This is a genomic window from Ureibacillus yapensis (assembly GCF_003515775.1).
GTDB lineage: Bacteria > Bacillota > Bacilli > Bacillales_A > Planococcaceae > Ureibacillus > Ureibacillus yapensis.
The window spans coordinates 118,628-145,509 of the sequence record NZ_QWEI01000008.1 but is presented as its reverse complement, the minus strand read 5'-3'; the positions used below and the strand labels follow the sequence as shown (position 1 = coordinate 145,509).

Here is a 26,882-nt window from a genome sequence, read left to right as displayed (position 1 = left end):
ATGTCATTGCTGCGTATTCGTTATCAATCGGTACTGTATAAGTGACACGCAACAGAATGACCTGGTTTAACTTCTTCTAAATTTGGTGCAATCATTTTGCAAGTGATGGTGGAATAAGGGCATCTTGACTGGAACTTGCAGCCCCTATCCGGAATGGCATTGGTGATATCGCCCATCAGGATCATTTTTTCTCTTTCAACTGTTGGGTCGGGTATTGGTACTGCAGAGAGCAATGCTTTTGTATATGGATGAAGAGGTTCGGTATATAAGGATTCGCTGTCTGCCAACTCTACAATTCTCCCTAAATACATCACGGCAACTCGATCGCTAATATGGCGAACAACTCCCAGATCATGTGCTATAAAAATATAAGTAAGCCTTAAATCATTTTGCAGTCTTTGCATCAGGTTAAGAACTTGCGCTTGTATGGAAACATCAAGTGCCGACACCGGTTCATCGGCGATAATCAATTTCGGATTTGTCATTAACGCCCGCGCAATGCCAATCCGCTGTCTTTGTCCACCGCTGAATTGGTGTGGATAGCGTTTTGCATGATAAGGACTTAAACCTACAATATCCAAGAATTCTTCTACCAGCTCTTTGCGGTCTTTTGCATGGCCAATTCCATGTACAATCAAAGGCTCCTCCAGTATTTTCTTAACTGTATGCCGTGGATTTAAGGAGGCATATGGATCTTGGAAAACCATCTGGATATCCCGTCTTTTTTTCCTCATCACTTTTTTCGGCAGCTTTGACAACTCTTCACCGTCAAATGAGATTGTGCCATCCGTCGGTTCAAGCAGACGCATGATCATTCTTCCGGTGGTCGATTTTCCACAGCCCGACTCACCTACAATTCCGAGCGTTTCTCCTTCATATACTTCAAACGAAATATCATCCACTGCTTTGATTTGTGTTGCTTTTTTTAAAGAACCGGAAGATTTCCGAAAAAATTTCTTTAAATTATCGACTTTCAATAACGTGTTCTGCAATTTCGCTTCCCTCCATTTCCTGCAAGAAGCACCTTGATTTATGGACTTTCATTTCACCCACGTCATATAATGGCGGGTTTTCGGTTGTGCATCGCTCGGCGGCAAATTCACAGCGAGGTGCAAACCGGCAGCCCATCGCAATGGATCCCGGTTTTGGCACATTGCCTTTAATCGAATATAAAGTTTCTTTTTTATAGCGCATATCGGGGACAGATTGGATCAACCCTTTTGTATAAGGGTGCCGGGGATTTTTGAAGAGTTCCTCGACCGGCGCTTCTTCGACAATTTGACCTGCATACATGACGATGACCCGTTCACAAACCTCGGCAACTACGCCAAGGTCATGCGTAATTAATAAAACCGCCGTTTTAAATTGTTTATTCAACTCTTTCATTAACTTTAGAATCTGGGCTTGAATGGTTACATCAAGCGCAGTTGTTGGTTCGTCTGCAATCAACAATTTTGGATTGCATAAAAGGGCCATGGCAATCATGACACGTTGCCTCATTCCGCCCGATAATTGATGCGGATAGTCTTTCATCAACTGTTCTGCCCGTGGCAACCCAACCAACCCCATCATTTCAATTGCCTTTGCTTGCGCTTGTTTCTTTTTCATTTTTTTATTGTGCAATAAAATCGCTTCAATCAGCTGCTGGCCAATGGTATACAAGGGATTTAAAGAGGTCATTGGTTCCTGGAAAATCATTGCGACTTCTTTTCCTCGAATCTTGCGCATCTGCTTTTCGGATTGCTTTGTCAAATCCACATCACTCAAAAGAATTTGGCCTGACGTAATTTTTCCGGGAGGGGAAGGTACCAGTCCCATAATCGAAAGTGATGTTACGCTTTTTCCGCAACCCGATTCTCCGACAATACCCAATATCTCTCCTTCATATATATGAAAATCAATATGATCAACTGCCGGTATTCTCCCATCCTCTGTAAAAAAAGTTGTTTCTAAATTTTTTACGTTCAATAATAGGTTTCTTTTCATCTTGTCCCTCCCTGTGTGAAAGTTACTGCATCTGCTAGTTTCGACTCTTTTTCTATCACTGCTTATACAAAAGATAGATTGCAATCTATTAATCATATTTTTTTATGCGAAAGAGAGTTGAATTATCCCTTTTTGCAGATTTAAAGTTGTCGACAATTCCCAACAAATTGACTACATCATCAGCTTGCAGTTCGAACCGGATTGCGTAATCACAGGGATATTTTGATCCAACATAAAAATGCCCGGTAAGTCGAAAAGTGACTTACCGAGCATTAAAATGTCGCTAACTTTTTTGCGTACAGTGTACATAATTAATCTAATTTTTGAATTTGGAACAAATCGTAATAGGCGCCTTGTTTTTTCATCAATGTATCATGATTGCCTTCTTCCACCAATTCACCATGATCGATGACGAAAATCTTGTCTGCATGCGTGATGGTCGACAGACGGTGAGCGATGATGATCGTTGTTCGATCACTTGCCAAACGTTCCAGAGAGTCCTGAATCAGCGCTTCGCTTTCGAGGTCTAGGGCAGACGTTGCTTCATCCAATATTAAAATCGGCGGGTTTTTCAAGAATACACGGGCAATGGCCACACGCTGTTTTTGTCCACCGGATAGTTTAACGCCGCGTTCCCCGACTTTCGTTTCATACCCTTCCGGCAATGTCATGATAAAGTCGTGGGCATTGGCCGCTTTTGCAGCAGCAATGACTTCCTCGTCTGTTGCACCCGGTTTTCCCATCAAAATATTTTGTTTTACCGAATCGCTAAATAAAATATTATCTTGCAGGACGATGCCAATTTGTGCTCTTAATGAATGAATGTTTGCATCTTTCACATCCATACCATCAATTTTAACGGCACCTTCCGTCACATCGTAAAAGCGGGGAATCAAACTGACGATCGTTGACTTTCCTCCCCCGCTCATCCCGACGAATGCCGCTGTTTGACCTGGCAATATGTCGAAGTCGATATTTTTTAATATCATTGAGCCGTCTTTTTCGTATTTGAAATTTACCTTTTCAAATGAGACATGTCCATCCACAACCGGCAATTGACGGGCATTTTCTTTATCTTGAACATCATATTCTTCATCCATCAATTCAAACATACGGTCCATTGACGCAATGGATTGCGTTAACATGGTAGACGAATTTACCAAGCGGCGCAACGGGCTATATAAGCGTTCGATATAAGCGTAAAACGCAGCCATTGTCCCCACTGATAAATCTCCTTGTATGACCCGGTATCCTGCATAGCTAATAACGAGAAGCGGCGCAATATCCGTAATCGTGTTCACGACAGCAAAGGATTTTGCATTCCATTTTGTATGATCCAGTGAGCGATCCAGAAATTCGCCATTTTCTTTATCGAAAATTTTTTGTTCATGTTTTTCCAAAGCAAAGCTTTTAATGATGCTTATTCCGCTTACACGTTCATGCAAATAACTTTGGACATGCGCCAAAGCCTGCGATCTCTTTCTGGTTAAATCCCGCAGCTTTCCAAAGAAATACTTCACGCTGATTGCAAAGAATGGCAAGGCAATAATTGACACGAGTGTCAGTTTTACATCCATCGCCAGCATGATGCCAATCGCAATCAAAATTGTGGCAACATCCAGCCAAAGATTCATCAAACCAATCATGATGAAGTTTTTCGTTTGCTCTACATCGTTAATTACCCGAGAAATGACTTCTCCGGCACGTGTATTGGCATAATATTTCAAACTTAGTTTTTGCAAGTGCCCAAACAATTCCTGCCGAATATCAAACAGCACTTTGTTTCCGACATGCTGGGCAAAATATTGGCGGTAATATTCAATCGGCGGTCGAATTATAAAGAATAAAATCACGGTTCCGCCCAGCCAATAGACTAGCTGTTCAATTTTCTCGCCATTTGTCAGGTCCGGTGCGCCGATGATATTATCAATGACAATCTTCATCAAGATCGGGATGAACAACGGAATAGCAAATTTTAATATCCCAATCACGATGGTTAAAAAGATTTCCATACGATAGGGTCTGACAAAGCGCATATAACGTTTAATACTATCCAACTTTTCCACTTCCTTTGTTGCGTAACCTTCAAAATTCTGCCTACCAAGCTTTACCCCTATTCGTGATATTAAAGCTCCCGATTTAGAGCATCTGAATTTCACTATACTCTACTTTATCAGTAATTTCACAAATATGCCCCATCTCGAAGCTTTTCAAATACTCCACTATTCGTTAACCAAATAAAGAAAGAGGGTGTCTCTGCTAGACGCCCCCTTCCCGATTTATTTTTCGTTGGAATGCATTTCCTTATTAAATAAATATCGATTCGTCCATACCTCGATAAAATCAGGCGCAAATGGACCTCTTTTTTGCTTAATCCAGCCAACAAGTTTGGTGACATTGCGTTTCAGTATTTTATCGATTACTTCTGGATACCCCATTTCTTTTTTGTGCTGCTCGTATTCATCTTCATCTAAAAGTGTATAGGACATATCCGGGAATACTTTAATATCGAGATCATAATCAATATATTTGATTGCATTGTTATCAAATACATAAGGAGAACTCATATTACAATAATAGTACACTCCATCTTCACGAAGCATACAGATAATATTGAACCAATGCTCGGCATGGAAGTAGCAAATGGAAGGCTCTCTCGTCAGCCAAGTACGTCCATCCGATTCCGTAACCAAGGTACGTTCGTTTGCTCCAATAAAAATATTTTTTGTTCCTTTTAAAACCATCGTTTCCTGCCAGACACGGTGGATGCGACCATTATGTTTATAACTATGTATTTGTATGGTTTCTCCTTCTATAGGTATTGTCATTGATATGCCCACCTTTTCGTCTATGTATGAATATCGCTTGGTGATAATTTTGCTGGTATATTTTGAGTCATCTAACACTAATAGGTCTATTATAGCAATGCTGACCAAAAACGTGTAGTTTGAAGAACATCTTTTTCAAATAATCCAATGGAATGCAGGATTTTCCAAGCTGAAGCAGGTAAAAAAATTTAGGTATAGACAATGTCTATACCTAAAAGTGAATTCACTTTATTCATACTCGCGAAAAAATGACTTAATTAAAAGTCGTTGTTGTTATCGTTATTGTTGTTGTTATTTGCGTTGTTAGCATTGTTGTTGCGGTTATTGCGGTTTTGGCGAGCTTGTTGGAAATCTTGTTCAACAGCAAATTCTTCATTGTTGTTGAAGTTGTTGTTGTTATTGTTATTGTTGTTGTTGTTGCGGTTGTTGCGTGAATCATTGTTGTTATTGTTGTTTCTGTTGTTGTTGTTTGCCATCTAATATCACCTCCGTGATATTTATTGTGGTCTGGACCCTTCGAGATTATTCGACATTTTTAAATTAAGTCAATTCAGAACATTCATAATTTTCAACATCGGCACTGGCATTGGCAAAGCTTGTATACTATCCATTGCAAGGAAAAGCGCGTCATTCGGTAATGTTGATTGTTGTTCTACTTGAACAAAGATACAATTCAACTCCCAAGTTAGATGTGAAAAGATATGCTTGAAGTTTAAATCTTTATCATCGGCTTTTTCCAAAATGATGACATTGTAATTATGTTGAAATGACTCGATGCTGTTTGCATTCTCGTTTAATTCAATCATCGGGAATTGCCACATATTTGCTAATAGCCCTTCTTCTTTGCGCTTCTCCACTAGATACTTTCCTTCCTTATCTATGGCTACAAAAACATCAAATTTCACTTTTTTTGTTTTGGTTTTCTTTGACTTAATGGGAAGCTGGTCCGCATCGCCTTCCTGAAAGGCCGTGCAATAATCCCTCACCGGACAGAGCAGGCACTTGGGGGATGTTGGAGTACAAATCATGGCGCCAAGATCCATCAACGCCTGATTAAAATCCCCTGGATAGTCTTCATCGATTAACGCGTCTACTGCTTCTTCAAATACTTTTTTGGTTTTCGGGACAGCTATATCTTCCGTGATGTGCAAAACACGGCTCAGTACGCGCATAACATTGCCATCAACCGCGTGCTCCGGCTTATTATAGGCAATGCTTAAAATAGCTCCGGCAGTATAGGGACCGATTCCCTTTAACTTGGAAATATCATGGCGAGTGTCCGGAACGATTGCATCATACTTTTCTACAACTTCTTTTACACCTGCTTGCAGATTTCGGGCGCGTGAGTAATAACCAAGGCCTTCCCACATTTTCAGGAGCTCTTCTTGCGGCGCATATGCAAGAGACTGCAAAGTGGGGTATTTATCCAAGAAACGGTTGTAATATGGGATGACGGTATCGACCCTCGTTTGTTGGAGCATGACTTCTGAAACCCATATTTTATAAGGATCTGATGTGCGTCTCCATGGTAAATCCCGTTTTTCTTGATGAAACCATTCGACTAAACTGTGTCGAAATTCTTCTATATATGGATAATTCATCATAGCCTCCTATAGATTTCGATTTTAAAATGCGTAATTGGGGTATATTATAGTTATACTAAACAAAAAATTTATTTTTTTAATCTCTCCAAAACAAGGAGTTGATATATTTGGATTCTGGCACACATTTGGTGATGGGCATTGCTTTAGGCGGCCTGGCTCTAGCCGACCCGGCTGTGGCAAATAACACGACTGGGTTCGCAGCAATCATGGCCGGTACCATCATCGGATCACAAGCACCTGATATTGATACAGTTTTAAAATTACGCAACAACGCGGTTTATATACGGCATCACCGAGGAATTACACATTCGATTCCCGCGGTAATTTTGTGGCCAATCGCCATTACTGCCGTTTTGAGTTTCATTTTTCAGGATGTTAATGTCCTGCACCTTTGGCTTTGGACATTTTTGGCCGTATTTTTGCATGTTTTTGTTGATATATTCAATGCATACGGGACACAAGCCCTAAGACCTTTTTCAAGAAAATGGATTGCTCTTGGCGTCATCAATACTTTCGATCCAATTATTTTCGGCATTCATTGCATTGGGCTATTGCTGTGGGCGTTTGGCTTTGACCCGGTTAAAACCTTCACCATCATGTATATCATTATTGTGGTTTACTACATTTTGCGTTTTTTGGTACAAGCTGCGGTCAAAAGAGCGGTTCACAATACAATTCAGGATGAAGATTTCGTTATTGTGGCACCGACAATGCGCTTTTTCAACTGGCGTGTTGCCGCAAAATCAAAAACACATTACTATGTTGGCCGCGCCTATGGAAGAACCATTAATATTTATGATAAATTCGAAATTCATCCTATACCAGAAACGCCGCTTGTGAAAAAAGCGTTGGAAGATCGAAACTTAAGTGCATTCCTTTCGTTCTCTCCCTTATATCGTTGGGAAATTAATGAATTGGAGAATGGGTTGACGGAGGTGCGCCTAATCGATTTAAGATACCGCAGTAACGATCACTATCCGTTTGTAGCATTAGCTCACCTTGACGATGATTTAAATATCATCAATTCTTACACAGGGTGGATCTTTAGCGAAGACAAACTGCAAAAGAAACTTCAAATTGGATCAAGTGATTAATCCGGAAAGCGGAGGCGCCCTTCTTAGCCCCGACAGATGTTTTGTGTACCGAAAGCATAGCGACAGGTACAAGCGCTGGCCGATAAAAACGCCACATCGTGTGGCAGATGTTTTTTGCGCGAAAGCGAAGCGACAGCAGCATTATCGGCACTTGCACATCCATGTGCTGCGGAAGGTCCGAATCGAAAGTATCTCTTCAGCTTTCTACCGAGGGCAGACCGCGACTCGAGGGGCTGGGCGCCGGAGCTAGACATTATTTGAATTTCCCAAAAAATTCATACTATCGTATAATCAAGTTAAGGAGCTGTCCATTTTAGGACAACTCCTTATTTTTATACAACTTATTGAAGTGTTCCATCACTTTCATCCAATAAATGAATGTACTTTGGATTTCTTCCTGCAAATTCATGGATTTTGTCGCCGTAACTTGTAATCCATTGTCTAATGATTCTCTCGGTATATTCAGCACCTCGATAATCATACCCCGCTTTGGCATAAGTGGATTCAAAATCCGACCAAAGCAATTCGATCCAAGTTCTTGCTTTATTTACGGATAAGTTAGGGTTTTTCTCAGCCAGGAGTTGTGTTAGCTGTTCAATGGAATGTTGTTGATTCATTTTATTTCCCTACCTTCATTGGCAACAGAATCGAGATTGGCAATGCTTCTTCATAGCGCTCCCCGCCTAAACGATAACCCCAGGCGAAGCGTCCTTTTAAATATTCCACTTTGAAAAATTCTCCCGGTGCACCGTCAATCCGGTACATCTCGCCTTTGACAATCGTATCAGGGTCAATAAGATAAGCAGCTGCCATGGTCGCTTTTCGTTCATAAACCGCATATTCATTCACAATACCTAGCTGCTCCGCTTTTCTCGCTTTTTCTTTTAGCTTTGCAATTTCTTCTCTTAGTTCTTGTTCAGTCATGTCGGCATAGCTTTTTTCAGTCATGTTGTTCCCTCTCCTTTTCCTCTAAAAAGCGATCGATTATTTCTATCGGAAACCCTTTTTGATAAAGAGCTTGTTTCATCTTCATGCGCAAATCATTTCCACTGTATTTTGAGGCGTATTTCTTCCAAAGTTTCTCCCCTTGAAGTTGAATCATTTGCTGCCAATCATCATCTTCTCGCTCAAGCTTTATTTCGTCAAGTATTTGAGTGATGACGGAAAAAGAATACCCTTTACGAAGCAAAACATCCTGTATTTTTTGCTTGGTTTGCATGGGTGTTTTATTTTGGTTGGCGCGAACGGCCTTTTGCGCTAGCTCCATCGCAATAGCAAGCTGCTCATTAAAGGAAAAAGAATCTAGTACCTTAGCTTGCGTTTCTTTATCGATTCCTTTTTTGATTAAATCCTGCTTAATGGCCCTGGGTCCTTTTTTCGCTGTTTTCTTTTTTGTCTCCAAAAGGGCTTTCGAATAGGTTTCATCATTTAAAAACCCTAGTTTTTCAAGCTTTTTTATGGCCTCCAACACGACGGCTTCCCCAAAGCCCGCGTCCAGCAGCTTTTTTTTCACTTCGTATTCACTGCGCATTTGAAAGCTTAAGAAATTCAACGCCCGATTAAAAGCTTTGGCAATCTCGTCTTCGTATGTAATTTCATCAATATCAAACTGCTCGAGCACTTTTCCCTTTGTTAAGCCAAACTTAATAAGCGTCGACTCATCCACCGCAAAAGCGTATGTATCATTTAAATAGATATTATAGCGTTCTGGATTGTTTTTTTGTCTGCCAATTTTTGAAATAACTTGCATACAAACACTCCTTCTTAGGCTAGTATACATGTTTTTTACGAACGTTTCATTTTATTTAAATACCATCATTTGACTCGCATACCCTTGAACCCTACCGTGCAATATAAGGAAAAAAGGAGGCTAAAATATTTTATGAGGATACGTTATATTTCTGGCTTAATCATTTGTTCACTGTTGTTTTCAATGATATTTAGTATGGTTAAACCGGAAGTTGCCAATGCAAACGAATATCACTGGGGCTTTACAAAATCCAAAAATGGACAGCCCGGAGATGCCGGGGAAAAGTTTGAATCGATTATAGAGAAATATGGTGCGTTTTTTACGGGAGATCCCGAGCATAAAATTATCTATTTAACTTTTGATAATGGCTTCGAAGCTGGGCATACGGAAAGAATTCTTGATACCTTGAAAAAAGAAAACGTTCCTGCGACATTTTTCTTAACCGGACATTATTTAACAAGCGCAACCGATTTAGTGAAAAGAATGATTGAAGATGGGCATATTATCGGGAATCATTCCTACAGCCATCCGGATATGTCGAAACTTTCCGAAGCCGAATTAGTAGAAGAATGGCAAAAATTCGATAAAAAACTTGAAGAGATTTCAGGTATAAAACGTACACATTATGTGCGTCCTCCTAAAGGAATTTTTAATGAAAGAGTTTTGGAAGTTGGCAATAAATACGGTTATACGCATATGTTTTGGGATACGGCCTTCGTGGATTGGCATAAAGATTCTAATAAAGGTTGGGATTATGCCTATAATGAATTAATGGGACAACTTCATCCTGGAGCGCTCATCCTTCTTCACACTGTAGCGAAACATAATGCAGATGCTCTTCCGAAATTTATAGAAGATGCCAAAAAACAGGGATATCAATTTGGAACATTGGATGAGTTAGTAATGGGAGAAGTAATGGAGTAATAGGTGGGAGACCCAAAACTGAAATTTTGGATCTCCTACTTTTTATTTATTTAAACATTTTCTTTAAGTTTGCCATTTCAATTGCAGACACTGCAGAGTCATATCCTTTATTTCCAGCTTTTGTACCCGCTCTTTCGATTGCTTGCTCAATGTTTTCAGTTGTCACAATACCGAAAATGACAGGAACGTTTGAATTTAAAGAAACACTTGCAATGCCTTTTGCCGCTTCATTATTTACATAATCATAGTGCGTCGTAGCCCCGCGAATCACGGTACCTAGTCCGATTACCGCATCATATTCGCCTGTTTCGACCATTTGCTTGGAAATAAACGGCACTTCGAATGCTCCCGGTACCCAAGCAATATCGATGTTGTTTTCCTCTACCCCATGTCTTTTCAGGCCATCAAGTGCACCTTCCAAAAGCTTGTCCGTAATAAAATTATTAAAACGCCCCACTACAATTCCAACTTTCAAGCCTGTTCCGATTAATTGTGCTTCAAATACTTTTCCCATTTTCCATTCTCCTCTTCTCATATAGATTCATTCTTTTCAGTCACCAACGACTGTACTTTTCTCTTTTACTTGATTTAAACGGTAAAGCACCAGATCTTCGATAGAAATAATTTTTAAATTATGTTTTTCGGCAAAGATTTTTAATCCGTCCAAGCGCAGCATTTCTCCGTCATCCCCCATGATTTCGACAATCACACCTGCAGGATAACTGCCGCAAGCTTTCGCTAAATCAACAGCTGCCTCCGTATGACCTCTTCTTTCGAGAACACCATTTTGTTTTGCCACTAGTGGAAAAACATGGCCAGGTCTTCTAAAATGATTTGGTTTTGCATTTTCGCCAATCATTTGCAGAATCGTATAAGAACGCTCATGTGCACTAATTCCAGTTGTTGTTTCAATATGGTCGACACTCACAGTGAATGCAGTTTGGTGATTATCAGTATTCAGTGCGACCATCGATGGCAATTGTAAATTTTCAGCCAACTCTTCTGTAATTGGCGTACAAATTAATCCACGGCCAAATGTTGCCATGAAGTTAATGTTTGCCGGAGTTGCAAATTCAGCCAGAATTACTAAATCGCCTTCATTTTCACGATCTTCGTCGTCCACAACGATGATCGCTTTTCCATTTTTTAGCTCTTCCAAAGCTTCTTCTATTGTATTTAACATGTAAGACACCTCCTGAATTTAAATCAAATTTGCCTTGGCATATTTGCGTCCAGATTTTTATTGAGCTTGCTCAATAAACTTCCTTTAAAAATCTGTGACATCCGCCGGAGGCTTTAACTTTATTCAGTCCAGGTTTGTACCTCAACTGAATGCTTTTCTCTTTTTTTATTCATCACATCACTTATAGAAGTTTACGACTTCTACTGAATGAAGTTAAAAACCATTTTGTCTCAGAAAATCCATTGATATATTTGATTTTGTTTCAGTTTTTCTTAAATGATGCAATACATACTTCCCTAGCATATCCGTTTCGATATTTACACTTTCACCGACATTTTTCATGCCTAAAATTGTTTCGGCATAAGTGTGCGGAATTAGCGAAACCGTTACGCTGCTTTCTGTTACACCAAAGAGCGTTAAGCTTGTTCCATCTATCGTGATGGAGCCTTTTGGAATGCAATTTTCCGCAAGGTCCTTGGGGATTTCAATTTCAATATAAACAGCATTCGAAACAGGTCTTTTGCTTTTGATCGTCCCCACTCCATCTACATGTCCCGAAACGATATGCCCACCAAATCGGCCGTTTGCGCTCATCGCACGCTCCAAATTCACGAAATCACCCAATTTCAATGTATGGATGGTTGTCGCTTTCACGGTTTCCGGCATAACATCAACGGTCATTATTTCATTGTTCATGTGCGTAATTGTTAGACATACGCCATTCACCGCAACGCTATCTCCCAACTGGGCATCCGATACAATTTTCGGGGTTTCAATTGTTAGCTGCATGCTATTTACATCTTTTTGAATCGCTATTACTTTTCCTTTATCTTCAATAATGCCTGTAAACATCTACTCACCTTCTTCCAAATCATGAAAAAAATAAAAACCCCTTAGCATCCTAAGGAGTTTGGGAGTAATCATTAATGGCATAGCCTAATAGACCTTTTGAACATACGTTTTCAAAAAGTGCCACAATTCATCCTTCTCCCATCCAGACTATACTGTCGGCTTTGGATTCGCACCAAATCCTGCTCATAAAGAGCTCACGGGCTTAGAAGTTTGACTTCATCACCGTCGATTGGGAATTTCACCCGACCCCGAAGGACATTTCACATATATAATTGTTTAATTAAATAAAAAAAATCCCGTCTTAAAAGAGCGGGATAAAAGCATACGAAAAAATATATAGCAAATTAGACCATTAAAAAATCCATTTTTAATAGCAATACTATAAAATGCTCCTTCTCCCATCCAGACTATACTGTCGGCTTTGGATTCGCACCAAATCCTGCTCAAAAAGAGCTCACGGGCTTAGAAGCTCCAGCTTCATCACCGTCGATTGGGAATTTCACCCGACCCCGAAGGATATATTTTATTTAATTGAGATAACAATACCACTTATTCAAGAAATTATCCAGCCTATAATTTCTGAAAATTATTTCAGTAAAAAATACCCACGATTGAAAAGCTTTATTCGTTTGCTTTCATTTATTGCTTCGCTATAATAATGAGATGAACTTATTAAAGGACGTGAACGCTTTTGAGCGATAAAGCAACGATGGAAATCGGGCAAAAATTCCCGTTAACCATAAAACGATTAGGCATTAATGGTGAGGGCGTCGGCTTTTATAAACGAAATGTGGTCTTTGTAAAAGGTGCCTTGCCTGGTGAAGAAGTAACAGTGAAGGTGTCCAAGGTACAACGCAATTTTGCCGAAGCCGAAATTTTGAATATACGCAAAGAATCTCAAGAACGACAGGAACCAATCTGCGCACTTTACGATGAATGCGGCGGTTGCCAGCTCCAGCATTTGTCCTATGATGGCCAGCTAAGAGAAAAACGGGATATGGTCGTGCAGGCGTTGGAGAAATACGTAAAACCTGTTGCGGAAAAAACAGATATTCGATCCACGATTGGAATGGATAATCCTTGGCATTATCGAAACAAAAGCTCCTTCCAAGTACGCAAAGAAGGCAAGCGTGTGTATGCAGGGCTTTATTCAGAAGGAACGAACAAGCTATTGAATATTAATGATTGCGCCGTTCAGCACCCGTTAACATCAAAAATTACGGTGGCTACCCGCAAAATATTGCAAAAACTAAATATCTCAATCTATAATGGCAAGTCATTGGATGGACTCGTAAGAACAATTGTAGTGCGTACAGCAATGCAAACCGGCGAGACACAAGTATGTTTAGTTACGACACGAAAAGAGATTCCACATAAGGATGAGCTGATTGAACGTATGCTAAAAATCGATCCAAGCATCGTTTCCATCACACAAAATATCAACCGGGAAAAAACTTCTCTTATTTTCGGCGATGAAACGATTACGCTCTACGGAAAAGAAACAATTCACGAAAAATTGGGAGAATTGGCATTCGACCTTTCTTCCCGTGCATTTTTCCAATTGAACCCTGAACAAACTGTTCATTTATACGATGAAATTAAAAAAGCGGCACAGTTGACGGGGAAGGAAAAAGTGGTAGATGCCTATTGCGGCGTAGGAACAATCGGTTTGTGGCTGGCCAATGAGGCAAAAGAAGTGCGAGGAATGGATGTTGTTCCGGAGAGTATTGCAGATGCGAAGAAAAATGCAAGAAATCATGGTTTCAACCATGTCCGTTATTACACAGGGACTGCTGAAGAATGGCTTGCGAAATGGAAGCGCGAAGGTTTTATTCCGGATGTCATTACAGTCGACCCCCCGCGCACGGGCCTTGCCCCAAGCTTTATTAAAACCGTCATGAAAATCAAGCCAAAGCGTTTTGTTTATACATCTTGCAACCCTTCAACTTTTGCAAAGGACTTGCAGGAGCTGACAAAGATTTACCATGTTGACTATATCCAGCCGGTTGACATGTTCCCTCAAACAGCAAGAGTCGAAATTGTTGCCAAATTAACATTGAAAGATAAATAAGTGGGGATTTGTTCCCCACTTTTTTTATATCTGTATTCCATTAATAGAACAGCGGAATAAACAGCAATTGCATCGAAATATGCGTAAACATGTGTGCAATAATGGCGTATTCAAAACCTTTCTTCCAATAAAGATAGCCAAAGAACAAACCACCGATTCCATTCAGCAAGAAGCACCTTACCACAACATCCACCGTTAAATCCCCAAATACGGCGCTTGTCGCAGGCAAATGTCCGGCAGCAAATAAAACGGACGCGATTACGATTGCAATCCAATAAAATACAGGAGCTAAATTGCTCTGTTGGCGTTGGAAAATCAATTTGAATATCCACACGAGCAAACTCATAGCGACCAATCTCATCAAAATCTCTTCAAAGACACCGCCATAGAAAACCCCCGTCACCAGGCCTAAAAGCGAAAAACTTGGTTCAGTTTCACGCATTATAGCAATTTGATATTGGAAATAAAAACGGTCTCCCCCAATGATCACAAAGCCGGCAATCACACCAAATAGAATGGATAACATAACCCCTTTTCGATCAAAACGCACTTTTTCCTTGTTGAATAAGGAATATAAAACATCCAGTGAAAACCCTGCCTTGCGCGCAAGCTTCACCCCAATAAAAGCCAGCACAAATGAAATGACCGCTAATTGAAATCCAGTCAACAAAAGTAAAGCTGTATATGGCAAAGGCATTGTTTCCACTAATAGCTCATATTGTTCCGGAAAAGTTTTTTGTAAACTTGTGAGTTGGTATGGCACTACCAAGAGGCCCCCAACCAAACAAATGAGCGACAAAAGCAGCGCCACTTTCCAATCTGATTTTTTCATCACACACCCCACTCCTTCTTATATAAAAGAAATCAAGATAATCAAGATAATTGGCAAGAAGACAATACAATAGCCAATTGGGTTGGCAAAATTAATCGTCCAGCCAACACCGAATCGTTTTTCAACAAAGATCGATGGATCATTTTTATTAAAATAAAACAATCCACCTTTCCAATATTGGTCGTCGTCGATGTCCCTAATTCGCTCTCCTACTACTTCGAAAGTCTCTTTATCAGACCTGCCTACTTTCACTGCAAAGATTAATGTTCCTATCAGAACAGCAATCAGGAAAACGATTGGAATCAGCAATTTTGCCAGCCCCTCCGAAAGCTGCGGATGAATCATGGTTAGCTGCAAATAACTCATTAACATTGTGACGGCAAGGACAACGAAAAACATAAACCAACTTGAATATTTTCTTAGGCCGAGCTGTCTATTGCGGGAAGCTTGCAGTCCAGTAGCGCTCAGTTTAATCCCAGATTTTTTTGTTGCTATATGAATGCCCAGAAACATTGTTTGCAGTATCAATAAAATCAACGTTAGCTGTATAGCAGAGAAATACGATTTTTCCTTAAAAGCATCTGCCTCGCCACTCGGCCCCCAATGCGTTGGAATTTGCTGCGGCAAAACATCGTAATTCATCAACGTATAGACCATAAGCCCTACTGTCGAAACAATTGGCAGCAAAAAAACAACCCAAGGAAGCATTGCATCCTGACTGCGCACCGATAAATCCGTGACTTTTACTGCTTTTAACTCTTCCATCCATTTATTTTTTTGTTTTAATTGTTTTGTCTTGGCATGAAAGTACATATAAAACGAGAAACTTATGAAGATTAGTGCAAATTCCAAAATTGCTCCAACCATTGCAATCTGTTCATCCAAAAGGTTATTTCTTAATGCCCAGAAAACATATAATCCGATCAATATAAAAGAGATGAGTCCTACAGAAACGGCATAAAGTTTTTTATATTTTAGAAGAGTTGCATCATTAATATACTGGTCCGGAACGGTAACACCAAAAACCGCTGTCCGTTTTGCCAAATACGGAATCATGATTTGAACCACTGCAATAAACGCTGTAACGATTAAAAAAATGAATAATGCCATGCGATTGCCCCCTTACCTTTCTTTCATTTCATTCATCATCGAAATAATCAATTCCTGAATTTCTTCTTTTTTCATTCCCAAAACAAGGCCTTCTGAAATAAGTGGTTTTAGTTCGCTTAAAATCTGAGCCTTTTTCTCGGCCGTAATCTCCTCGGGGGAAATGACCGCACCGGATTTCGGAATGATTTTAATCACCCCTTTTTTCTCCAATTCATGGTAGCTTTTATTTACCGTATGCATATTCACACCCAAATCTGCAGCAAATGCTCTAACAGATGGCAATGATTCACCAGGCATTATTTCTCCACGTGCAATTCCTTCTATTATTTGATTGGTTAGCTGTGTATAGATGGGAATATCCGATTCGGCTTCAATTCGAATGATCATTTCACCCCTCCATTCTGTTATATGTTTATTATAACAGAAGTGTTCTATAATTCATATAACAAAATTCCAATAGACAATATTAATAATTAACCTCTTTTTTGTTTACGCTAATTAAGAGGGGGAAAAGGTTATTAGGATTTGCTGAAGGTCTCTTAGGCAGATTCTTGACTTTTGGTATTTACCGAGGAGATTTGCGAGATTTAACACAATTTTTAAGGAAAAGTAATTGCTACGCAAAAAATATTTATGTATAATCTGTTTTATTGTTCAAGACTTAATAAGCCTTTCGTTCGAGCAGGCTTGACAAAGTTTATGGCTAAATGATTAATAACTGCCTCGCCAACGTTCTTGGTGTACAGGCCACTATTAGGGGGTTATAAAGAATTGGGTAAAGCATTGATTATTGGTGCTGGCGGAGTTGCCAGCGTTGTCGTGCACAAATGTGTACAAAACTCGGAAGTATTCGAAGAGATTATGATCGCAAGTCGAACAAAGTCTAAATGTGATGCTTTAAAAGAAAAATTAGACGGCGGTAAAACAATTATCCACACTGCACAAGTAGATGCGGATAATACGGACGAGCTAATCGAATTAATCAATGGATTTAAACCAGATGTGGTAATTAACGTTGCTTTACCATATCAAGACTTAACAATTATGGATGCATGTTTGGCTACAGGTGTTCATTATGTTGATACTGCCAACTATGAGCCGCCTGAAACAGCTAAGTTTGAATATAAATGGCAATGGGCTTACAAAGAGAAGTTCGAAAAAGCCGGCTTAACAGCACTTTTAGGCAGCGGTTTTGACCCAGGCGTAACTGGAGTATTCTCTGCGTATGCATTAAAACATTACTTTGACGAAATTCACTATATCGATATCCTGGATGCAAATGCCGGGGACCATGGCTATCCTTTCGCAACAAACTTCAATCCGGAAATCAACATTCGTGAAATCACGGCAAACGGTCGTTTCTGGAAAGATGGCGAATGGGTTGAAACTGAGCCATTGGAATATAAAGAAGTTTATAACTTCCCTGAAATCGGGCAGAAAGATATGTATCTTCTATATCACGAAGAACTGGAATCTTTGGCAAAAAACATTACGGGAATCAAGCAAATCCGCTTCTGGATGACATTCTCGCAAAAATACATTACACACTTAAACGTACTTGAAAACGTTGGCATGACTTCGATTGAACCGATTGAATTCGAAGGAAAAATGATTCAGCCGCTTCAATTCCTGAAAGCAGTTTTACCGGATCCAGCTTCCCTCGGTCCACGTACGAAAGGTAAAACAAATATCGGTATTATCGCTCGCGGGATTAAAGATGGCGAAGAGAAAACTTACTATGTATACAATGTTTGCGACCATGAAGAATGCTATCGCGAAGTTGGTTCACAAGCCATTTCCTATACAACGGGCGTACCAGCGATGATTGGTGCAATGCTTGTGATGAATGGCACATGGCAAAAACCAGGTGTTTACAATGTAGAAGAGTTCGATCCAGATCCATTCATGGAGGCTTTAAATAAATGGGGTCTTCCATGGCAAGAAAGCTTCAATCCTGAATTGATCGACCTAGACCTTGATAAAGAAGAGGCTAAGTAAGATGAAAACAATTGATTGGAAAGCGGCGCCGTCTCCTAGCTATGTAGTGGACGAGCGCTTGCTCTTGCGCAACTTAGAAATCTTGAAATCTGTTCAAGACCGTACTGGCTGTGATATTTTATTAGCTCTTAAAGGTTTTTCGATGTTCTCGACATTCCCGATGGCCCGAAACTACCTGAAGGGTATTACTTCAAGTTCTTTATTCGAAGCTCGTCTAGGCTACGAGGAGTTCGGCAAAGAAGTGCATGCCTATGCACCTGCCTATGCGGAGCATGAAATTGATGAATATTTGAAATATGTCGATCATATTGTGTTCAACTCGTTTGACCAACTACATAAGTATAAAGAAAAAGTACAAAGTGTAGAAGGCAAGCACGTATCCATTGGCTTGCGTGTAAATCCTGGTTATTCAGAAGTTGAAACACCGCTTTATGATCCATGCTACATCAATTCACGATTAGGTATTCCAGTCGACTCTTTCCGTCCCGATGAACTGGATGGGGTTGAAGGAATTCACTTCCATGCGATGTGCGAACAAGGCTCAGATGTATTGGAACGCATACTGGTTCACTTTGAAGAAAAATACGGCGAGTATTTGCATAAAATGAAATGGATCAATTTTGGCGGCGGCCACCATATCACACGTGAAGATTACGATGTGGATAAGCTTGTGTCATTGATTAACTATATGCAAGACAAGTATGATGTGAAAGTTATCCTAGAGCCTGGTGAAGCGATTGCGCTAAATACTGGCTATTTGGTAACGACAGTTCTGGATGTTGTGAAAAACGGGATGGAAATTGCCATTCTGGATACATCCGCTACATGCCATATGCCGGACGTGTTAGAAATGCCATACCGTCCTCAAATTATCGGCGCGAGTACACCGAACGATAAAGCTTACACATACCGACTTGGCGGCATGACTTGTCTAGCAGGCGACGTAATCGGTGACTATTCATTCGATGAACCGCTGAAAGCCGGCGATAAAATCGTCTTCACGGATATGGCACACTATACAATGGTAAAAAACCATATGTTCAACGGCGTCAACTTGCCAAGCATTTGCTTGTACAATGAAGAAGAAGGCGTCAAAGTCGTTCGCCAATTTGGCTATGAAGACTATCGCAATCGATTATCTTAATGAAAAAAGCTAACCTGGAACATGATTGTTCCGGGTTAGCTTTTTTTGTTGGGTTGGTGATTTAGTTATTTTGGTTCTGTCTTTTGAGCTATCGATGCATGCTATCGAAACTTTGGGCTAATCGAGTGTTTTTCTCTGGACTTGCTCCAAATGCCGCTTTAGACGCTTGCTAAACAGACATGCTTTCCCGCAGACTCTTTTCATTCATATTTCTTACTTCAGTTGTAAACGAATAAGTTATGCTTCCTTCACTTGTTTTCCAAAGAAAAAAACAACCAATAACATTACCAACAAAATAAACGAAATGAACAACAGGAAACTTAATGATTCCACATACTGAAGATAAAGTCCCCCAGCTGTCGGTCCGATCAAACTCCCAAGACTAAAGAAAATGCCGTATAGGAGATTTGCAGTCGGCAAAAGAGCTTTCGGTGTAAGTTCTGCCATATAAGTAATCCCTAAGGAGAACATCGAACCCAGGGCCATTCCCGCCAATAAAAATACACACGCGATAATCCATTCCGAATGTTCAAACATGCTGCCCACCCCAAAAAATACCGTACCTGCCAAAAAAGCGGCGAGAATAATCTTTCTTCTTCCGATTTTATCGCCTAGCATCCCGATTGGCACCTGAGTGAGTATCCCGCCAATTGAAAAAGCGGCGAGAATGATTGATACCATTGATACATCAAAATCTTTTCTTAGGGCATATACCGGGAAAAGTGCATTCAGGCTTGTTTCCAAAACCCCATAAACTAGTGGCGGTATGAATGCAACCCAGGCATATTTAAATGACATTTTATAACGGTGGAAGCTATTTGACTCTTTACTGTCTCCTATTAAACTTTCAGGTTTTTCATTTCGAACAACAAACACAAAGGACCATGCGATTAAGCAAAGGATGGATGAAACGATAAAAGGCAATGTTTCCGATATCTTCACTAAGTTCACCATTAATGGCCCCACTGCAAATCCTACGCCAAATGATAATCCATAAATGGACATGGTTTTTCCAATGTTACCGGCAGGGGCCGTACTTGTTAACCAAGTTTGCGTGGAATAATGCAAGCAATGGTCCCCTATTCCAATCATCATTCGCAAGATAAACCAAAACATCACGTTATGCCAGAATGGGAACAAGAACAGCGCGATAAACACAATTGCACCACCCACTATAATGATGGGCTTGTATCCGAATTTGCGCAGCGGCTTCTCGATAAATGGCGATATTAACAACGTTCCTATGTATAATCCTGTGGCATTTAATCCGTTTAAAGTGGATGAGACACCATCACTTTCAAAAATAACCGAAATCAGCGGCAATAGCATGCCCTGAGAGAAACCGGATATCGACACAATGGCGACCAATATCCAAAATCTGCGTTGTTCATAATGAGTTGCTGCTATCATGTATATCCTCCCATTTAAAACTCTCCTCTAATACGGTACTATGTTATCACAATCATCAAGTAAATAGCTTTAAGATTTTGTTTGTTATCGAATACTTTCCCATGTTCTTTGGCATCGTTTAATCGATAAAGAAAATGATAAGAGGGCGAATAAAACTCCCGCTACAACCCTATTGTTAAACGCATTTTAATCTATTTCTCCTGCCTGCTTTAAGTTTTTATTTGAATATTGTCCATCATTCCGCTATGATGTTCTTGATGAAAGAGGTGTACACATGACCAAGCCTGTTACAGATAAAAACAAACAAGTAATTTACTTAAAAGAACGCCTTCAAATTTTTGTAGAAGTACTGGATGCGATTGATCCCGAGACAGCAGATGTTGAGGATATTGACAGACTGATACAAATGCTCGACGACGTGGAAGACAAAATGGAGCAATTTAAAGGAAGAACAGATTCAGCTGAATAATACTTGCCACAAGGGGCTGCAAAAGTTGCAGCCTCTTTTTCCATTTGTTCTCGAATGTCTGTCTATGACCCTTTTTTTCGGGAACTGAACAAGGTATAATAAGTGGTGGTGAAAATATCAAAATATTCTGGGGGGGAATATCATCATGTCTCAAGTGGCAACATCCTATTTACAAACATTAGAAAAAAGTATTTATGACTTAGTGAGCGAAACTTCAACAAATTTACCAAAAGACGTTCGCCGGGCGATTAAAAAAGCGAAAGACGCAGAAAATGCAGGGACGCGTGCCGCAATGAGTTTGGACACAATTTCCAACAACATTGTGATGGCGGAAGATAATGTATCGCCAATTTGCCAAGATACCGGCTTGCCTACTTTCAAAGTCAAAACTCCAGTTGGCGTGAACCAATTGGAAATTAAAGCAGCAATCAAAAACGCAATTGTCCAAGCGACGAAAGATGCAAAGCTACGCCCGAACTCAGTTGATTCTTTAACAGGCAAAAACAGTGGAGACAACTTGGGCGAAGGTGTTCCTGTTATTAAGTTTGAACAATGGGAAAACGATTACATTGAAGTGAAATTGATTCTTAAAGGCGGCGGCTGCGAGAACAAGAACATTCAATACAGCCTGCCATGTGAACTGGAAGGCCTTGGCCGTGCAGGCCGCGACTTGGATGGAATCCGCAAATGTATCTTGCATTCTGTATGGCAATCACAAGGGCAAGGTTGTTCTGCCGGTTTCATCGGAGTAGGTATTGGCGGCGACCGTTCTTCCGGCTATGATTTGGCTAAAGAACAGTTATTCCGTCATGTGGAAGACGTTAACCCGAATCCTGACTTAGCAAAATTGGAAGAATACATTGTCGAAAAAGCAAACACATTCGGCATTGGTACAATGGGCTTTGGCGGGGAAGCAACTTTATTGGGCTGTAAAATCGGTGTTATGCACCGTATTCCGGCTTCATTCTATGTATCGGTAGCATATAACTGCTGGGCTTACCGTCGCATGGCCATCGATATCAACCCTTCAACTGGCGAAATTACAAAATGGCATTACCAAGAAGGCGAAAAAATCACTTTCCGTGATGAACCAAAAACAGAAACGCAATCAGAAAGCAAAGTAGTTGAGTTAACTGCACCGATTACGGAAGAACAAATCCGTGAACTTAATGTAGGCGATGTGGTGAAAATCAATGGCCGCATCTATACTGGCCGCGATGCGATCCACCATCATTTAATGAGCCACGATGCGCCGGTTGATTTAAATGGACAAGTCATCTATCACTGTGGTCCGGTAATGGCAAAAGACGAAAACGGCAACTGGACTGTAAAAGCGGCTGGTCCAACAACATCCATCCGTGAGGAGCCATATCAAGGCGACATCATGAAAAAGTTCGGTATCCGCGCTGTAATCGGTAAAGGCGGTATGGGACCTAAAACGCTTGCTGCTCTTAAAGAACACGGTGGCGTATACTTGAATGCAATCGGCGGTGCTGCTCAGTACTATGCAGATTGCATCAAGAGTGTAGACGGTGTTGACTTGCAAGAATTCGGTATCCCTGAAGCAATGTGGCACTTGACTGTTGAAGGCTTCACGGCCGTTGTAACAATGGATTCCCACGGCAATTCATTACACGCCGACGTTGAAAAATCGTCACTGGAAAAACTATCTCAGTATGCTGAACGTGTTTTCTAATTTAGTAAATCTTGTTTATCTTAAGAAGAAATAAATTTAGTAGTTTTCATTTTAATTCAGCTGCGCGAAAGGCGTTAGCCGACAGCGATAACGCTGAGAGAGTATTCTAATTAAGAAAAGATAATTTTATTATTAGCATATAATAAATTAGTAGATTCCATTTTAACTCAGCTGCGCGAAAGGCGTTAGCCGACAGCGATAACGCTGAGAGAGTATTCTAACATCAATTAATAAAGAGCGTAAAAAACTTGCAAGCATCCCTTGCAAGTTTTTTCTATATAAGAGGGTTTTACAATTCCAAAGTTTGGTTTGTGCTGTTGCTTGGCTTTCCTGGCTCTTCATTTCCTACCACTTTTCTGACAAAGTTAAACGCCGATTTAACGGTTGACCCTGTATCCCAGTACTCCGCTGACTCTGCGTGGATTTTGATGAGCGTAACACGGGGATCTGTATAATCCATATTAAACATATCTTCATACGCTTTGTTCCAGAACTTTTTCTTAAGTTCCAGATCATCCACAATTTCTGCGTGCCCCGTGATGGATGCATATGATTTCTCCGCGATCACCACATTTACGACATCGTTATGTTTTATTTCATAATACTTTTCCGTATCTTTCAGGGTTAAGAACCAAAGATCTCCGTTAAATTCCACCTTTTGAAGCTGCATGGGTCTTGACACAATATGGCCATCCAACGTTGTCGTCACAAGCATTGCCGTATCGGCACTTTCAACTATATTTTTTAACGTCTCGCGTGTTTTTTGATATTCTTCACCGTTCATTTAATTTCACCTTTCCTTCCTTATTTTCACTATATCTAACTCATTCCCGACAAGATTGTGTTCAAACATTTACAAAATACCCTCGCTATTTTTCTCTCTTACATAAAAAATATTCAATTGGATTTACAAAATCAACGGTCTATATTATAATAATTATAAATTAAAAATGATTTTTTCAAATACATCAAATAAATGAAAACCGTTATCAAAATCTCTTTATAATAACACTTTGATAGTGATATTCATTATCAAAAGGAGGATTGTATGGATAATACTAATCGAGAAAACAATGTTTTAATTGAGAAAATAAAGGAACACGGGGAGTTAATTGCGGCTCTTGTTTCAGGCGTAATCATTTTGCTCGCATGGCGTCTGGAAACTGCAGGCTTGTCCACAGCTTCTGTAATTGCTTATCTAACGGCATTTGTCATTGGAGGCTATGCCAAAGCAAAAGAGGGCATTTTAGATACACTCGAGAATAAAAATTTAAATGTGGAATTATTGATGATTTTAGCTGCCATTGGTTCAGCCATTATTGGCTATTGGACGGAAGGGGCAATACTTATCTTCATATTTGCATTAAGCGGTGCACTCGAAACCTATGCGATGAATAAAAGCCATCGCGAAATTTCCGCTCTCATGAATTTGCAGCCCGAGGAAGCCTGGCTGGTACGCGGGGGATTTCAGCCGATCAAAGTTCCCGTTTCTTCATTAAAAATCGGAGACCATTTATTGATTAAACCAGGTGAACGAATTCCGGTTGACGGGCAAATTTTCAAAGGAAATTCTACAATTGATGAATCTGCAATCAGTGGTGAATCCATGCCTGTTACAAAGCAAGTCGGGGATGAAGTATATGCCGGTACGGTAAATTTAAATGGAACATTGACCGTTAATATGACCAAACCAAATACCGAAACACTATTCCAAAGAATTATTACACTTGTTCAATCAGCGCAAAGCGAAAAATCTCCTTCTCAGCAATTTATCGAAAAGTTTGAAGGCAGATATGTAAAATTTGTTTTGGCAACGGTTGTACTCATGTTGTTCCTTCCCCATTATTTACTTGGGTGGGATTGGACAACAACGTTCTACCGGGCAATGGTTTTATTGGTTGTCGCTTCGCCCTGTGCCCTTGTCGCTTCCATTACACCGGCGACTCTTTCCGCCATCTCAAATGGTGCAAGAAAGGGAATCCTCTTTAAAGGCGGGGTTCACTTGGAACATCTAAGTGCCCTTCAATTATTGGCAGTCGATAAAACAGGGACTTTAACGGTGGGTAAACCCTCTGTAACGGATGTAATCGTCAGGGAAAATTTAAGCGAAGCTGAAGCGATTGCCACATTGGCATCAATTGAAGCTCAATCAAACCATCCATTGGCTCACGCCATTATGCAATATGCGAAAAATCAAAAGATCGAGCCGACACAAGGGATCGAGATAGAAGATGTGCCAGGCTGGGGTTTAAAAGCAACCATTCAAAATGCCGCTTATCTTGTAGGAAAACCTGAGTTTGTAGGTCGAGAAGAAGCGGCACAGTTCGCCGATTCAGCTGCCGGTAAATTAGCGGAGGAAGGAAAAACCGTTATATTCATGAAAGATGACCAAGGCATTGCAGCTTTAGTCGCCATGAAAGATACAGTACGGGATGAGGCAAAAGATGCGGTAAAACTTTTGAAAGAGCTTGGCATCTCCGTGGCGATGCTTACAGGTGATAATAAAAAAACCGCAAAAACCATTGCCAAAGAAGCTGGTGTCAATGAGTATATTGCAGAATGCTTGCCTGAAACAAAAGTGAACCATATTAAAGGATATTTAGATAAATACAGCAATGTTGGCATGGTTGGCGATGGCATTAATGATGCACCGGCACTTGCGACTGCAACAGTTGGAATTGCGATGGGCGGAGGAACAGATGTTGCTTTGGAAACTGCAGATGTTGTATTGATGAAGAATGATTTATCCAAAATCGCCTATGCTGTTCGTTTATCCAAAAAAATGCAAAAAATCGTCAAGCAAAACATCATTTTTTCAATTGCAGTCATTGCACTTTTAATCATCTCCAACTTTTTGCAAATCGTCGACCTTCCATTTGGAGTCATTGGCCATGAGGGAAGCACGATTTTAGTAATTTTAAACGGTTTGCGAATGTTAAAATCCTAAAAAGAAGGTTGGCCGGAAAACAAACCCGGTCAACCTTTTATTCTTTATATCCCTTTTTCACCAGCGACCGTTTGTGCACCGAAGCATTGATTAGGCCACCGAAAATCAGAATCATTCCGGTGAAATACAGCCATAGCATCAGTATAATAACCCCGGCGATACTTCCGTAAGTAGAAGCATAGTTGCCAAAATTATTTACATAGAATGAAAAACCGTAAATCAAGATGACCCAGGCGACCGTGGAGAAAATCGATCCAGGCAATACACTAAACAGCTTCAATCTAGGGTCGGTATTCGGGATCACCCAGTACAATAGGTTTAGCACGATAAAAATTAACACCGGGGGAAGAAACATCCGAACCATCTCCCAAAAATTAGCAAATGTTTCTTCTACTCCCAAATAATTAAAAAGTGTATAGGCAAACTGGTATCCAAAAATCGGGATGGCTAAAGCGATCAGGATGACAACAACTAGAGCAATCGTAAACACTAACGACAGACCACGGCTGATCAATCCAGACTTGGGTTCTGTTTCATATGCGCCGTTTAATGTTTTGGTCAGCGCGTTGACCCCCCTTGAAGCCGACCAAAGGGTACCCAAGATCCCGATGGACAACAGCCCACCGCCATTTTGCGTTGTTAACAGTTCAGTTAAAGTCCCTTGTGTTAATAAAAACACCTCGGCGGGTACAATCGTCTGCAGGAAATTGAATACTTCCTCTTGATTAATATTCAAATAAGGTACCAACGTAATAATGGAAATCAATAAAGGGAAGAAGGATAGTAAGAAGAAGTACGCTAATTGGGCACCCATTCCTGAAACATCTATATCTTTCATGCGTACGATTAGGTCTTGAAAAAACCCTTTCGTGGTCGTGATATCAATTTTTGATTCATCCGGATTGAAAAATGATCTTATATTATTAACGGCTTCATGTTCATTCTTTTCTTTCTTTTCACCCAGCAAATTCAGCCCACTTCCCC

The 26,882-nt window shown here is 40.3% G+C and carries 26 protein-coding genes and 2 riboswitches; of the genes, 8 read left to right on the top strand and 18 right to left on the bottom strand.

What is annotated here, in order from left to right; genetic code table 11:
- Positions 1 to 23: 23 nt before the first annotated feature.
- The 6 genes from D1B33_RS14120 to mutY form a co-directional block, all read right to left on the bottom strand.
- Positions 24 to 992 (bottom strand): ABC transporter ATP-binding protein, encoded by a 969-nt coding sequence (locus D1B33_RS14120; protein WP_118877043.1) that lies wholly within the window; start codon positions 990 to 992, stop codon positions 24 to 26.
- Positions 964 to 1,986, bottom strand: a complete 1,023-nt coding sequence (locus D1B33_RS14115; protein ID WP_118877042.1) for an ABC transporter ATP-binding protein — start codon at positions 1,984 to 1,986, stop codon at positions 964 to 966. The genes D1B33_RS14120 and D1B33_RS14115 overlap by 29 nt, the downstream gene beginning before the upstream one ends.
- A gap of 311 nt (positions 1,987 to 2,297) precedes the next feature.
- On the bottom strand, positions 2,298 to 4,043 hold the full coding sequence (locus D1B33_RS14110) for an ABC transporter ATP-binding protein (RefSeq protein ID WP_118877041.1): 1,746 nt from the start codon (positions 4,041 to 4,043) through the stop codon (positions 2,298 to 2,300).
- A gap of 222 nt (positions 4,044 to 4,265) precedes the next feature.
- Positions 4,266 to 4,814 carry a nucleoside tri-diphosphate phosphatase gene (ntdP, locus tag D1B33_RS14105; RefSeq protein WP_118877040.1) on the bottom strand — a complete coding sequence of 183 codons (549 nt, stop codon included), beginning with the start codon at positions 4,812 to 4,814 and terminating at the stop codon, positions 4,266 to 4,268.
- A 257-nt stretch (positions 4,815 to 5,071) separates the two neighbouring features.
- Positions 5,072 to 5,290, bottom strand: a complete 219-nt coding sequence (locus D1B33_RS18500) for a hypothetical protein (RefSeq protein ID WP_158582987.1) — start codon at positions 5,288 to 5,290, stop codon at positions 5,072 to 5,074.
- Positions 5,291 to 5,359: 69 nt separating this feature from the next.
- Positions 5,360 to 6,415, bottom strand: a complete 1,056-nt coding sequence (mutY, locus tag D1B33_RS14095; protein WP_118877038.1) for an A/G-specific adenine glycosylase — start codon at positions 6,413 to 6,415, stop codon at positions 5,360 to 5,362.
- Positions 6,416 to 6,525: 110 nt separating this feature from the next.
- On the opposite strand from mutY, the gene D1B33_RS14090 reads away from it, so the two are divergent.
- Positions 6,526 to 7,512 (top strand): metal-dependent hydrolase, encoded by a 987-nt coding sequence (locus D1B33_RS14090; protein ID WP_118877037.1) that lies wholly within the window; start codon positions 6,526 to 6,528, stop codon positions 7,510 to 7,512.
- A 341-nt stretch (positions 7,513 to 7,853) separates the two neighbouring features.
- On the opposite strand, the gene D1B33_RS14085 is transcribed toward D1B33_RS14090, so the two are convergent.
- The 3 genes from D1B33_RS14085 to recX are packed head-to-tail and all read right to left on the bottom strand — an operon-like array spanning position 7,854 to position 9,262.
- Positions 7,854 to 8,129 (bottom strand): YfhJ family protein, encoded by a 276-nt coding sequence (locus D1B33_RS14085; RefSeq protein ID WP_118877036.1) that lies wholly within the window; start codon positions 8,127 to 8,129, stop codon positions 7,854 to 7,856.
- Position 8,130: 1 nt separating this feature from the next.
- On the bottom strand, positions 8,131 to 8,460 hold the full coding sequence (locus D1B33_RS14080) for a YfhH family protein (protein ID WP_118877035.1): 330 nt from the start codon (positions 8,458 to 8,460) through the stop codon (positions 8,131 to 8,133).
- A complete protein-coding gene (gene recX / locus D1B33_RS14075) occupies positions 8,453 to 9,262 on the bottom strand; it encodes a recombination regulator RecX (RefSeq protein WP_118877034.1) in 810 nt (269 codons plus the stop codon). The genes D1B33_RS14080 and recX overlap by 8 nt, the downstream gene beginning before the upstream one ends.
- 132 nt (positions 9,263 to 9,394) lie before the next feature.
- Here recX and D1B33_RS14070 point away from each other — a divergent pair, with 132 nt between their 5' ends.
- Positions 9,395 to 10,186, top strand: a complete 792-nt coding sequence (locus D1B33_RS14070) for a polysaccharide deacetylase family protein (RefSeq protein ID WP_118877033.1) — start codon at positions 9,395 to 9,397, stop codon at positions 10,184 to 10,186.
- Positions 10,187 to 10,232: 46 nt separating this feature from the next.
- Here D1B33_RS14070 and ribH read toward each other — a convergent pair whose 3' ends face one another.
- From ribH to ribE, 3 genes are all read right to left on the bottom strand, one after another.
- A complete protein-coding gene (ribH, locus tag D1B33_RS14065; protein ID WP_118877032.1) occupies positions 10,233 to 10,700 on the bottom strand; it encodes a 6,7-dimethyl-8-ribityllumazine synthase in 468 nt (155 codons plus the stop codon).
- Positions 10,701 to 10,736: 36 nt separating this feature from the next.
- A complete protein-coding gene (gene ribB / locus D1B33_RS14060) occupies positions 10,737 to 11,369 on the bottom strand; it encodes a 3,4-dihydroxy-2-butanone-4-phosphate synthase (protein WP_118877031.1) in 633 nt (210 codons plus the stop codon).
- A 213-nt stretch (positions 11,370 to 11,582) separates the two neighbouring features.
- A complete protein-coding gene (gene ribE / locus D1B33_RS14055) occupies positions 11,583 to 12,221 on the bottom strand; it encodes a riboflavin synthase (protein ID WP_118877030.1) in 639 nt (212 codons plus the stop codon).
- A 126-nt stretch (positions 12,222 to 12,347) separates the two neighbouring features.
- A riboswitch (FMN riboswitch) is annotated at positions 12,348 to 12,481 on the bottom strand.
- A gap of 126 nt (positions 12,482 to 12,607) precedes the next feature.
- A riboswitch (FMN riboswitch) is annotated at positions 12,608 to 12,742 on the bottom strand.
- A 188-nt stretch (positions 12,743 to 12,930) separates the two neighbouring features.
- On the opposite strand from ribE, the gene rlmD reads away from it, so the two are divergent.
- Complete coding sequence (gene rlmD, locus D1B33_RS14050; RefSeq protein WP_407656742.1) at positions 12,931 to 14,292, top strand: 23S rRNA (uracil(1939)-C(5))-methyltransferase RlmD; 1,362 nt, start codon at positions 12,931 to 12,933, stop codon at positions 14,290 to 14,292.
- Between the two features lie 40 nt (positions 14,293 to 14,332).
- Here the strand turns inward: rlmD and D1B33_RS14045 are convergent, their stop codons facing one another.
- Genes D1B33_RS14045 through D1B33_RS14035 form a run of 3 tightly spaced genes read right to left on the bottom strand, consistent with a single transcriptional unit; the run spans position 14,333 to position 16,621 of the window.
- Complete coding sequence (locus D1B33_RS14045; protein ID WP_118877028.1) at positions 14,333 to 15,124, bottom strand: CPBP family intramembrane glutamic endopeptidase; 792 nt, start codon at positions 15,122 to 15,124, stop codon at positions 14,333 to 14,335.
- An 18-nt stretch (positions 15,125 to 15,142) separates the two neighbouring features.
- Positions 15,143 to 16,234: a DUF1648 domain-containing protein gene (locus D1B33_RS14040; protein ID WP_118877027.1), complete on the bottom strand. Its 1,092-nt coding sequence runs from the start codon at positions 16,232 to 16,234 to the stop codon at positions 15,143 to 15,145.
- A gap of 12 nt (positions 16,235 to 16,246) precedes the next feature.
- On the bottom strand, positions 16,247 to 16,621 hold the full coding sequence (locus tag D1B33_RS14035) for a GntR family transcriptional regulator (RefSeq protein ID WP_118877026.1): 375 nt from the start codon (positions 16,619 to 16,621) through the stop codon (positions 16,247 to 16,249).
- Between the two features lie 384 nt (positions 16,622 to 17,005).
- On the opposite strand from D1B33_RS14035, the gene D1B33_RS14030 reads away from it, so the two are divergent.
- Positions 17,006 to 18,232 (top strand): saccharopine dehydrogenase family protein, encoded by a 1,227-nt coding sequence (locus tag D1B33_RS14030; protein WP_118877025.1) that lies wholly within the window; start codon positions 17,006 to 17,008, stop codon positions 18,230 to 18,232.
- Between the two features lies 1 nt (position 18,233).
- Positions 18,234 to 19,376 carry a carboxynorspermidine decarboxylase gene (nspC, locus tag D1B33_RS14025; protein WP_118877024.1) on the top strand — a complete coding sequence of 381 codons (1,143 nt, stop codon included), beginning with the start codon at positions 18,234 to 18,236 and terminating at the stop codon, positions 19,374 to 19,376.
- Positions 19,377 to 19,613: 237 nt separating this feature from the next.
- On the opposite strand, the gene D1B33_RS14020 is transcribed toward nspC, so the two are convergent.
- Positions 19,614 to 20,786, bottom strand: coding sequence for an MFS transporter (locus D1B33_RS14020; RefSeq protein ID WP_118877023.1), 1,173 nt, complete (start codon positions 20,784 to 20,786; stop codon positions 19,614 to 19,616).
- A gap of 274 nt (positions 20,787 to 21,060) precedes the next feature.
- Between D1B33_RS14020 and D1B33_RS14015 the strand changes: the two genes are divergently transcribed.
- Together D1B33_RS14015 and D1B33_RS14010 are read left to right on the top strand one after the other, a co-directional pair.
- Entirely contained in the window at positions 21,061 to 21,255 is a 195-nt protein-coding gene (locus tag D1B33_RS14015; protein WP_118877022.1) for an SE1561 family protein, read from the top strand.
- Between the two features lie 145 nt (positions 21,256 to 21,400).
- Positions 21,401 to 22,951, top strand: a complete 1,551-nt coding sequence (locus D1B33_RS14010; protein WP_118877021.1) for a fumarate hydratase — start codon at positions 21,401 to 21,403, stop codon at positions 22,949 to 22,951.
- A 289-nt stretch (positions 22,952 to 23,240) separates the two neighbouring features.
- Here the strand turns inward: D1B33_RS14010 and D1B33_RS14005 are convergent, their stop codons facing one another.
- Positions 23,241 to 23,735 carry a pyridoxamine 5'-phosphate oxidase family protein gene (locus D1B33_RS14005; protein ID WP_118877020.1) on the bottom strand — a complete coding sequence of 165 codons (495 nt, stop codon included), beginning with the start codon at positions 23,733 to 23,735 and terminating at the stop codon, positions 23,241 to 23,243.
- A gap of 264 nt (positions 23,736 to 23,999) precedes the next feature.
- Here D1B33_RS14005 and D1B33_RS14000 point away from each other — a divergent pair, with 264 nt between their 5' ends.
- Positions 24,000 to 25,898 (top strand): heavy metal translocating P-type ATPase, encoded by a 1,899-nt coding sequence (locus D1B33_RS14000; protein WP_118877019.1) that lies wholly within the window; start codon positions 24,000 to 24,002, stop codon positions 25,896 to 25,898.
- Between the two features lie 37 nt (positions 25,899 to 25,935).
- Here D1B33_RS14000 and D1B33_RS13995 read toward each other — a convergent pair whose 3' ends face one another.
- Entirely contained in the window at positions 25,936 to 26,865 is a 930-nt protein-coding gene (locus D1B33_RS13995; protein WP_233549487.1) for a YihY/virulence factor BrkB family protein, read from the bottom strand.
- Between the last annotated feature and the right edge of the window lie 17 nt (positions 26,866 to 26,882).